General features: G+C 34.3%; 8 protein-coding genes. 5 read left to right on the top strand and 3 right to left on the bottom strand.

Annotated elements, in window-relative coordinates; translation table 11 throughout:
* Positions 1–28: 28 nt before the first annotated feature.
* Entirely contained in the window at positions 29–451 is a 423-nt protein-coding gene (gene ybeY, locus ACXAGJ_RS04425) for an rRNA maturation RNase YbeY (RefSeq protein WP_474837486.1), read from the bottom strand.
* On the bottom strand, positions 444–3,815 hold the full coding sequence (locus tag ACXAGJ_RS04420; protein ID WP_474837484.1) for a hypothetical protein: 3,372 nt from the start codon (positions 3,813–3,815) through the stop codon (positions 444–446). The genes ybeY and ACXAGJ_RS04420 overlap by 8 nt, the downstream gene beginning before the upstream one ends.
* A gap of 101 nt (positions 3,816–3,916) precedes the next feature.
* On the opposite strand from ACXAGJ_RS04420, the gene ACXAGJ_RS04415 reads away from it, so the two are divergent.
* The 5 genes from ACXAGJ_RS04415 to ACXAGJ_RS04395 all read left to right on the top strand — a co-directional run bounded on the left by ACXAGJ_RS04415 (position 3,917) and on the right by ACXAGJ_RS04395 (position 8,691).
* Positions 3,917–4,957 (top strand): alkane 1-monooxygenase, encoded by a 1,041-nt coding sequence (locus ACXAGJ_RS04415; RefSeq protein WP_474837482.1) that lies wholly within the window; start codon positions 3,917–3,919, stop codon positions 4,955–4,957.
* Between the two features lie 126 nt (positions 4,958–5,083).
* Positions 5,084–6,595, top strand: a complete 1,512-nt coding sequence (gltX, locus tag ACXAGJ_RS04410) for a glutamate--tRNA ligase (RefSeq protein ID WP_474837480.1) — start codon at positions 5,084–5,086, stop codon at positions 6,593–6,595.
* A 106-nt stretch (positions 6,596–6,701) separates the two neighbouring features.
* Positions 6,702–6,878 (top strand): hypothetical protein, encoded by a 177-nt coding sequence (locus ACXAGJ_RS04405; RefSeq protein ID WP_170864591.1) that lies wholly within the window; start codon positions 6,702–6,704, stop codon positions 6,876–6,878.
* Positions 6,879–6,943: 65 nt separating this feature from the next.
* On the top strand, positions 6,944–7,897 hold the full coding sequence (locus ACXAGJ_RS04400; RefSeq protein WP_073316034.1) for an SPFH domain-containing protein: 954 nt from the start codon (positions 6,944–6,946) through the stop codon (positions 7,895–7,897).
* Between the two features lie 284 nt (positions 7,898–8,181).
* Positions 8,182–8,691: a hypothetical protein gene (locus tag ACXAGJ_RS04395; protein ID WP_474837478.1), complete on the top strand. Its 510-nt coding sequence runs from the start codon at positions 8,182–8,184 to the stop codon at positions 8,689–8,691.
* Positions 8,692–8,724: 33 nt separating this feature from the next.
* On the opposite strand, the gene ACXAGJ_RS04390 is transcribed toward ACXAGJ_RS04395, so the two are convergent.
* Positions 8,725–10,770 carry a glutamine--tRNA ligase/YqeY domain fusion protein gene (locus tag ACXAGJ_RS04390; RefSeq protein ID WP_474837476.1) on the bottom strand — a complete coding sequence of 682 codons (2,046 nt, stop codon included), beginning with the start codon at positions 10,768–10,770 and terminating at the stop codon, positions 8,725–8,727.
* Positions 10,771–10,835 lie beyond the last annotated feature (65 nt).

The raw sequence follows: 10,835 nt of genomic DNA, 5'->3' as shown, positions 1-10,835 counted from the left end.
TTCCACGTGGAACAAATTTATATTACATCTAAGGATGTTCCACGTGGAACATCCTTAGTTTTTCATCTTCTTTTTGTCTCATAAGAGAAGCTTCTTTCTCCGTCTTATCCTTAAAACCACAAAAATGCAACAGTCCGTGAACCATTACTCTTCTTAATTCTTCTTCTACCGACACATCATAGTTTCTTGCATTATCCACAACCCTCTCATGCGAGATAAAAATATCTCCATTTAATAAGTTTCCAACTGTGTCATCAAAACTTATGATATCCGTATAAGTGTCATGATCCAGAAACTTTTTGTTAATCTCAAGCAGGTATTCGTCATCACAAAAAATATAACTTATTTCTCCTATATTTTTATCTTCAGAACGAGCAACCACATTTAACCAATCCATTAATTTAGGTTCGTTTAAATGCTCTATGCTTATCTCGTAATAAAAGTTAATCATTTTCTTTCTTGAAATACTCTTGTACCTTTTTCTTGTAATTTTGCCGCAAAGGTAATACTTGTCTGTTTAATATCTCTGTAGTATTGAAATATTGTTTAGCATTTTCTAGTTGGATCCTACCTGTATTTTCATACAATCTTTGATTTGTCTCGCTTTCTCTTTTCTCCTCTTCACCTTGCTCAAAGGTTGCATCCTTAAGTTTCAACAACTCATGTTTCAAGTTCAACATTCTGCTTAAGGTTCTTTCATTAAAACCTTTCTCCAACAACTCCTGTTCTACCTGTTCCATTCTACGCAACAACTCGCTTCCTTCTCCATTTCCTTTACCTAACTTCTCTATTCGATCAGACAATGCATTTCTTAATTCCTGTTGCTTCTTATATATTTCGTATAGTTCCCCACTCAAATCTTCCTGTAGTTTATCCTGCTGACCTTCTCCATTCTGCTGTTCTCCATCACTATTCTTATTGCCTCTTTCTCCTTCTTTTCCTTTTCCTTGTTCTCCTTCTTTTTGCTCCCCTTGGTTTCCTTCATTCTGCTGGCCTTCCTGTTCACCATTCTTTTTATCTCCTTTCTTCATACCCTTCTGCATTTGTTCGTTCAACTCTCCTTGCTGCTTAATAATATCAGGAAGTTGGAATTCGTTTTGACCACTTTGTCCTTTACCTGCTGCAGACATACTATTCTGCATTTGATCCAAGGTTCTACTTAATAAATACGCCAAATCATTGGAACCAGTAATCGTGTACTGCTGGTTTGCTGTACCTTGTACGATTTGATTTTCAGCTAAACGTTCTAAAGATTTATCGATATTAAATTCTATATCTGTTAACTTTTGAGTAACGTTTTCTGTAATCTGCGGAGTTCTTAATGCAAGAGAATATAAACTATCATCTATGTGAATAAAATTCTCCCTCAACACACTTTGCTTTCTTAACTTTGTTGAATAGATTGGATTGTCTCTATCTATACCTTTAAAGTCCTTCATTAAGTCTTCCTGTCCTAAAGAAAAGTCAACCAGATTGTCCAATATTTGTCTCAGCATTTCCATGTCCTCCATTTGCTGTTCACCACCTGCCATGTTCATCTGCATCTTCATATTGTTACTCATCTGCTTCATCTTTTGAGCAGCGCTTTTTTGATTTTTCTTCGCCTCATTATTCTTCTTATTCTCCAAATTTTCCTTAGCTTCATTCTGATCCTTTTCTATATCCTGTTCATCTTTCTTGTCCATTTTCAGGTCCATAGGTTTCTTCAAATCCTCATTAGCTTTTCTTAATTCTTCCAATTCTTTTTGAACATCCTTGAATTCATCATTCAATTTTTGCTGTTCTTCTTTAGTGTTTTCTTTCTCGCCTTTCTCTGATAACTGCTCTTGTTTATCCGACAATTCCGATAGCTTTTCCACCATCTTTTCATGCTTCTCTGTTACATAATATCTCTTTGTTAACTCTAATAATTGCTCAAGATTTTTCTTCAAATTCTTATTTTCCTTACCAAGCTCATCCAGTTTTTTGGTTAACTCTTCCTTCTGGATTTTGTCAGATAGCTTCTCTATTTCCTCCAATAACTTTTGATTCTTCCTCAATCGTTCTTCATTCCTTTCCAACCTTTCTTTCAAAGCGTCTTTAAATGGTTCTTCTTTTTCCTTATTGAATTCTTCCAAATTATCTTTTAACTGTTTTGAAAACTCCTGCATCATCTTTTCCTGTTGCTTCTGTCTCTTTAGAAAATCTTCCAATTTTCTCTTATCATTAAAATTTAATTCTTTCTTTTCTTTCTGAAGTTTACTTATACCCTTTAACTCTTCTTCTTGCTTTTTGAATTTATCCAAAGATTTATTTAATCCTGAAATCGCTTCATTCTGCTTCTGTAATAATTCTTCCTCCTTTTCTATATCTGTCAATTTCCGGAAATCAAAAACCTGACTTTTTGAGCTTTTGTAATTATGTATTATATCATTATCGAAAACTTCAAAATAGAACTCATAGTTAGCCCCATCTTCTAACTGCAGATCTCCGGGAAAAGCATAAATGAATTCGTCAAAAACCAAACCTCTTATGGGAAGATTGACTGTTTTTCTATCGTCCGATTCTTCTATATTATAATACACTAAACGCAAACTACTCAATCCATAATCATCGCTTATCCTTCCAGAAAAATACATCGTTCTATTGTCCAAAGTATCTTTTTCTGATCTTAAATTAAGCTCTGGATATTGATCTTTCACCACATTCAAAGTAAATGATAGATTGTCATAATTTTTTACATTGTCATTAGAGGTTGTTATCTCATAATCCATATTGGAGAAAATCTTCATTTCATGATCAAACTCATTTTCATCTCCATTAAGAGGAATAATACTATCCTTGGTTTTAATATCCACCTTATCTGTATTTCTAGTAAACACCATCCACTTCACTTTGGTTCCTTCTGGGATAGTCGCATTACCAGAACTTTTCAAACTTTCATCCGTCTTCTTAGTATACCCTGGATAATCTAAAAACATCGTAAAATCCAAAAGTGCAGGGATAGGAACTACATTTAAAGTATATGAATTCGTGCTAATATTATTAGCACTTATCACAAAATCAATCGATTCCTTGGGTTGCACAAAAACATATTCAAACTCTCCTACGCCCGTATTCTTCATAAAATACACCTCATCATTATAGGTCAACGTAGCAGTCTCAGGTACAATTTCACCACTAGTTCTAACCTTGAGTATATAATCCTTATGTTCGAAAGCATTCAATTCATCATTAACAATAAAAAAGCTAAACGGAGCTGGTGGCTCGTAAGCCACATTGTAATTTACAACCCGATCGTAGCTATCAGAAATCCAACTTATTCTATTGATAGCCAGTAGAACTAAAAATATAGTTGTAGGAATTGCTGCATATTTAAGGAACTTAATATTTCCTTTAAAATTGATCGCCAAAGAAAATGGAACCGGACGTAGTTCTTTTGATCTTTGATCTATACTTGCAAGCAATAGTGAAGATTCCTCATTGCTATCCTTAAGTTGTAAAAGATTCAATAACTTATCATCTACTTCAGGAAAATGATTTCCTATAATCGTGGAAGCATCTTTATAATCGATTCCTTTTGTTAAGCGAAATAACTTAGCTACAGGTATCAAAATAAACTTAACAAACAGACCAAACTCTACCGCTACAAATAACCAAAACAGAATTGTTCGACCTACCGGACTTAACCAAAGAAAGTATTCTATCATCATCGTTAAAAAGAAATACAACACTCCTATTGCAAAGAAAAGAATCACTCCTTTTATCAAATCATTGATGTAATACTTCTTTACAAATCCCTCTAACTTATCCTTTATAATATCAAAATTCTCCATAAAACCTTTGTTCTTGTACCTGTAACTTTTAAAACTACAACTTTATTTTTAATAGAATTGTTATATTTATGATAATTCAACCCATTAGCTCCTAATAACTTATGAAAGATCTAAAATATATCACCGCTTACACCATTCCTCTGATGGCTATTATTGGTCTTTTGTTACAAGGATATTTTACCTATTCAACTCTCGTTTATGCCTTTGGTTTCATACCTCTTTTAGAGTTATTCACAACTGCCTCTACCCGTAATGATGATCAACCACAAAAGGAAGAAAAATCCAAAAACAAACTTTTTGATTGGATGCTCTATCTTAATTTACCCATAGTTTACGGAATCCTATTTGCTACGCTTTACATATGCCATAATGCTACTCTTGAAACCTATGAAATTGTTGGTATCATACTTTCTACTGGAATCGTTCTAGGTACGAACGGTATCAATGTCGGTCATGAATTAGGCCATAGATTCACCAAAGAACGCTTTATAGGAAAAGCACTTCTGCTACCTTCATTGTATATGCATTTCTATATTGAGCATAATTTCGGTCATCATCTTAAAGTAGCAACCAAAGAAGATCCTGCTACGGCTAAATATAATCAACCTGTTTACTTCTTTTGGCTCTCTTCTACCATAGGACAATATATAAGCGCATGGCGTATACAGCTCAATTTACTGAAACAAAAGAATCAATCTTTTCTATCTACAAAAAACGATATGCTTTGGTACCTTCTTATACAAGCATCATACCTCTCACTAGCGTATATGTTATTTAATTTTCAATCCTTGAAAATTGCCTTCTTTAGTGGGATTGTTGGTTTTTTGCTTCTTGAAACTATCAATTATATCGAACACTATGGATTAAGACGCAACAAAACTTCTTCTGGCAGATATGAAAGAGTAAGAGAAATTCATTCCTGGAATTCTAATCACTCTCTTGGACGAATTATGCTCTATGAATTAACCCGACACAGCGATCATCACCTTCGTGCCTCCAAAAAATATCAATTACTGGATCATCATGATCAAAGTCCACAACTACCTTTTGGCTATCCTACCTCTATGGTTCTTTCTTTATTACCTCCAATTTGGTTTATGATTATGAACAAACGAGTTCCACGTGAAATGAAAACCTCATGAATTCATAATCAAATCAATACACATATCCTTCAAAAAACTCTTTATTTCACTAATGAAGATTGTATCTTTGTGCATGATTATTTTATGATAAAACAACTATCATAAAGCGCATAAAATTACACGATCATGACAAAACAAGTTAGGGTACGATTTGCTCCCAGTCCCACCGGTCCCTTACACATTGGTGGAGTAAGAACCGCTTTATTTAATTATTTATTTGCTAAAAAAAACAACGGTACATTTATCTTACGTATTGAAGATACCGATCAAAATAGATATGTACCAGGAGCAGAACAATACATTAAAGACGCCCTAAACTGGTGTAATATTCCTTATGATGAAGGTCCTGATCAGGAAGGTTCATTTGGTCCCTATCGTCAAAGTGAAAGAAAAGATCTTTATAAACAATATGCAGATCGTCTTCTAGAAAACGGAAATGCCTATTACGCATTTGATACGCCCGATAGTCTTGATCAGTTAAGAAAAGAACACGAAGCTAATAAAAAAACCTTTATTTACAATTGGCATAATAGAAACGAACTTGATAATTCATTGAGCTTATCTTCAGAAGAAGTTGCCAACAAATTAGCATCTGGAGTACCGTACGTCATAAGATTTAAATCTCCCAAAGACGAAATCTTACAACTTAAAGATGAAATAAGAGGAGATATCAAAATAGATACTAACACCTTGGATGATAAAATTTTATTCAAAAGTGATGGAATGCCTACCTATCATCTTGCTAACATCGTAGATGATCATTTGATGGAGATTACCCATGTGATTAGAGGTGAAGAATGGTTGCCATCATTAGCGCTTCACTTTATGTTATATCAGGCATTAGAATGGGAAGCTCCTGTTTTTGCTCATCTACCTTTAATTCTAAAACCAGTTGGTAAAGGAAAACTAAGCAAAAGAGATGGTGACAAATTAGGATTTCCTGTATTCCCATTACAATGGACCGATCCCAAAACCAACGATCTTTCTGCCGGATATCGTGAAGATGGTTATCTTCCTGAAGCCGTAGTAAACATGCTTGCCTTTTTGGGTTGGAATCCTGGAACCGAGCAAGAACTTTTCTCCCTAGATGAATTGATTCAACAATTTGATCTTTCGAGAGTGAACAAAGCTGGAGCTAAATTTGATCCAGAAAAAACAAAATGGTTTCAACAACAACACTTACAAAGACTAGATAATTCTGAACTGACCAGTGCATTTAAAACCATACTGGAGCATAAAAAGATTACAACCGAAAACAATATCGAAACTGTAATTGAAGCAGTAAAAGAAAGAGCGGTATTTGTAAATGATCTCTGGGAACTGTCCTCCTACTTCTTTATACCACCTACTCAATACGATGAAAAAGCTACAAAAAAAGCATGGAAAGAAGATACGGCTGATCTTATGCACGAGCTAACTCGGATACTTAGCGATATTGATGACTTTACTAAGGACAATGTTTCCCAAATCGTAAAAGCATGGATTACCGGAAAGGAAATAGGTTTCGGAAAAATAATGATGCCCTTACGAATAGCTCTGGTTGGATCATTGCAAGGAGCAGATCTATTTTTGATCGCTTCTGTAATTGGTAAAAAACAAACCATTTACAGAATTGAAAGTGCTATAGAGCAGCTTTAATCTTGTTTGTTTTGCAATACTATTTTTATTGTTCCACATCGAACATATGTAACGTTTTCTAAAAAACCGACACATATATAATACTAGAATCAACAAAAATATAGCAATGGCAAAAACATTTAGAGTACTAAAACTATCCAATGTATGGTCGACCGAAAAGCTAAGGAAAGAGGTTGAAGATACCCTTAATCGTGTTTCAAAAGATGGTTGGGAAATAGTTTCAGTAGCATTTGGTTCGAGTAATGCACAGATTGCTACTGCTATGATTACCATTTCAAAATAGTGTATTGCAATACATTTATTTTGTACATTCATTTACATAACTATTAACTTTAATCTGAAAAAACAATGGGTATATTATTAATTCCGGTACTAATTTTTGGTTTTATTGTTTTGTTCTCCTCATTCTTTGTGGTGAAACAACAAACCTCTGCCGTGGTAGAACGTTTTGGAAAGTTTTTGAGCTTCCGCAATTCAGGACTCCAAATGAAAATTCCAATAGTCGATCGTATCGCTGGTAGAATCAATTTGAGAATACAACAGCTTGATGTAATCGTTGAAACCAAGACAAAAGATGATGTATTTGTACGTCTAAAAATCTCTGTCCAGTTTCAAGTGATCAAAGAGAAAGTATATGATGCTTTCTATAAACTAGAAAACCCGCATGATCAAATTACCTCATACGTTTTTGATGTTGTACGTGCCGAAGTTCCTAAAATGAAACTTGACGATGTCTTTGAAAGAAAAGATGACATTGCTATTGCCGTAAAAGCAGAATTAAATGAAGCAATGATCAATTACGGATATGACATTATAAAAACGTTAGTAACCGATATTGATCCAGATCTACAAGTTAAAGAAGCAATGAACCGTATTAATGCTGCGGAACGTGAAAAGATTGCTGCAGAATATGAAGCCGAAGCTGAACGAATTAAAATTGTAGCAAAAGCACGTGCTGAAGCCGAAAGTAAACGATTACAAGGACAAGGTATCGCCGATCAGCGTAGAGAAATTGCAAGAGGACTGGAAGAAAGTGTAGATGTGCTTAACAATGTTGGTATCAATTCTCAAGAAGCTTCAGCTCTAATTGTAGTTACTCAACATTATGATACTTTACAATCTATAGGAGAAGAAACCAATAGTAATTTAATATTACTTCCAAATTCTCCTCAAGCAGGAAGTGATATGCTAAACAACATGATTGCTTCTTTTACTGCTTCCAATCAAATTGGTGAAGAAATGAAAAGACAAAATGCAGCTAAAGGAATTACCAGAAAGAAAAAACCTGGAACCGAAGAATAACATTTTTTTGTCTTAAAAAACAACCCGACTTATGTTTGTAAGTCGGGTTTTTTATTTTTTTGTTGCAAACTTATGAAAACGGGCTTATTTTTGTTAAAAAATCAATTACAGCGTTTTTAGCACAGTTTTTGATTTCCCTATATAGATTTACATGCTATTATTTTTTTAATCGTTTAAAAAGCTTTATTTAACGTTATTTTTAATAAGAAAAAATGATAAATACTGTAAATTTATAAATAAAACTTATAGTCGTAAACTTAACAATTTTTATAAAACGTAGTCCCATGAAAAATTACTTTTTACTGTTACTTTTGGTCACAGGGAGTGTTTTTTCGCAAAACGCAAACACTCTTAAAAAAACTGCACTAAGAGATGCTAAAGCAACATCAAAAGCATCCATTGATAGAAATTTAAGTCAAATGCTTAAATATACTCATCCAAATATTTTTGAAGCTTTTGGACAAGAACAATTGATGGAGACCATGAATGATAATTTCAGAACTATGGATGCTCAAAATATTAAAGTTAAAAAATCCAAAATCGAAGAAGTTGCAGAACTTAAAAAAGAAGGAAAAGAATATCGATGTCTGATAAAGAATACTGTAGAAATGGACTTTAGTGGTAGATCCGTAGTGATAAAAGGTTCTTTATTTGGATTTTATGATTCCAAAAAATCGCAATGGTATTTTGTAGAGTCTAATAAATTACTGGATGATCCTGATACTCAGAAACTGTTTCCAAATTTTAAAACAGATATAGAGATACCTCTTGATGAGCACATCGCAGAAAACTAATAAAAAAGCCCTCTATTTGAGGGCTTTTCTTTTTTAACTTATATCATATTTTTTGGCTATTTCTTTGGCTTCAGCTTGAAGTAATTCGTTACCATCCTCCATTCCTTTCTGAATAAATGCTATCGCCAATTCATCAGGCTCTATATTCTTCGTTTCTAGCACTATACCCAACGCAATTGTAGTAGATATGCGGGTTCCTACCTTTTTTGCCGCTGTGTTATACAGTGGAATCAACTCCTCAATTTCAATTTTTTTTGCTGCCTCAATGATCTTATTTTTTAGCACCGTTCTTTTCTCTTCCGGCAAATTGGTGTACTTCTTCCCTGCTCTTTTTACCTCTTCTATAGCAGGAACCTCTCTCTGCTGATTTTGAGCTGGTTTATTGTTATTATTTTGCGATTGTACAGGCTTTGCCTTTGCCCAGGTATCTCTCAATCCAACAGTCTTATTAAATACCAAAAGATCATCAGAACTATCAGGATCAACATTAAAATATCCTAGCCTCTGAAATTGAAATTGTTCTAGTGGTTGCACTTCTTTTAAACTAGGCTCTACATACCCTGTTATGATCTTAAGGGACTCTGGATTAAGGAACTCCATAAAGTCTTTATCCTTATGTCCTGCAGGTGCTTCATCATTAAATAATCGATCATATACTCTTATTTCTGCGGGTACCGCATGTGCCATAGATACCCAATGTAAAGTTCCCTTCACATTACGTTTAGACGCTTCTGTACCACTACCTGATTTGCTTTCTGGATCATATGTACAATGGATTTCGATGATGTTTCCTTCATCATCTTTTACCACACTTTCTCCCTTAATGATATATGCATTTTTTAAACGAACCTCTTTACCTAAAGTAAGTCTGAAAAACTTTCGACTAGCTTCTTCTTTGAAATCCTCTTTTTCTATATATAACTCTCTAGAAAATGGAACTTTTCTAGATCCTGCACTATCATCTTCAGGGTTATTTTCGGCTTCTAACCACTCCTCTTGTCCTTCAGGATAATTCGTGATTACCAATTTTACCGGATTCACAACCGCCATTACCCTTGGCGCTATTTTATTAAGATCTTCTCTAACACAAAATTCTAACAAAGAAACATCGATAACATTTTCTCGCTTGGCCACTCCTACTGTTTCTACAAATTTACGTATCGAAGCTGGAGTATATCCACGTCTTCTAAGGCCAGAAATCGTTGGCATTCTTGGATCATCCCATCCTTTTACAATACCCTCTTCTACCAGTTTAAGGAGCTTACGCTTACTCATAATGGTATAACTCAAATTAAGCCTGGCAAACTCACGTTGTTTTGGTCTTATATGCTCACTATACACCTGATCCAAAAACCAGTCATATAATTTTCTATGAGGTTTAAACTCCAGTGAACATAAGGAATGAGATATATTCTCTATGTAATCACTTTCTCCATGTGTCCAATCGTACATAGGATAAATACACCACTCATCACCTGTTCTGTGATGTGATTTTTTAAGGATACGATACATTAATGGATCCCTCATTAACATGTTTGGATCCGCCATGTCAATTTTGGCACGAACTACATGTGCTCCTTCATCAAATTCTCCATTTTTCATTCGTTCAAAAAGATCCAAATTTTCAACTACAGACCGGTCTCTATAAGGACTATTTGTTCCTGGTTCTGTAGTGGTGCCTTTTTGCTGTGCAATAGCTTCTGCAGTTTGAGAATCCACGTATGCCTTATCCTCTTTAATTAACTGTACTGTCCAGTCATACAACTGTTGAAAATAATCTGAAGAATAGCACTCTCTATCCCATGTATACCCCAACCAGGTAATATCTTCTTTAATTGCATCTACGTATTCCTGCTCTTCTTTTGCCGGATTAGTGTCGTCAAACCTAAGATTGACAGGAGCATTATATTTTAACCCCAAACCAAAACTTATTCCTATAGCTTTGGTATGTCCTATATGCAGATATCCATTAGGTTCTGGAGGAAAACGAAAACGCAAATTGCTGGTGTTCATTCCATTTTCAAGATCCTCTTCTATAATATGCTCTATAAAATTGAGCGATTTTTTCTCTTCAGTCATTACAAAGTAAATAAACCACAAAACTACAAATTCTTATGTTGCTTCACTACATCAAAAAACCTTTA

It is taken from the genome of Aquimarina sp. AWH4_224 (genome assembly GCF_056160245.1).
This window is presented reverse-complemented; position numbering and strand designations above follow the sequence as displayed.

What these genes read in the sequence shown, in the direction of transcription:
- ybeY (WP_474837486.1), bottom strand. Translation starts at nt 451, where the DNA reads ATGATTAACTTTTATTACGAGATAAGCATAGAGCATTTAAACGAACCT.
- ACXAGJ_RS04420 (WP_474837484.1), bottom strand. Translation starts at nt 3,815, where the DNA reads ATGGAGAATTTTGATATTATAAAGGATAAGTTAGAGGGATTTGTAAAG.
- ACXAGJ_RS04415 (WP_474837482.1), top strand. Translation starts at nt 3,917, where the DNA reads ATGAAAGATCTAAAATATATCACCGCTTACACCATTCCTCTGATGGCT.
- gltX (WP_474837480.1), top strand. Translation starts at nt 5,084, where the DNA reads ATGACAAAACAAGTTAGGGTACGATTTGCTCCCAGTCCCACCGGTCCC.
- ACXAGJ_RS04405 (WP_170864591.1), top strand. Translation starts at nt 6,702, where the DNA reads ATGGCAAAAACATTTAGAGTACTAAAACTATCCAATGTATGGTCGACC.
- ACXAGJ_RS04400 (WP_073316034.1), top strand. Translation starts at nt 6,944, where the DNA reads ATGGGTATATTATTAATTCCGGTACTAATTTTTGGTTTTATTGTTTTG.
- ACXAGJ_RS04395 (WP_474837478.1), top strand. Translation starts at nt 8,182, where the DNA reads ATGAAAAATTACTTTTTACTGTTACTTTTGGTCACAGGGAGTGTTTTT.
- ACXAGJ_RS04390 (WP_474837476.1), bottom strand. Translation starts at nt 10,770, where the DNA reads ATGACTGAAGAGAAAAAATCGCTCAATTTTATAGAGCATATTATAGAA.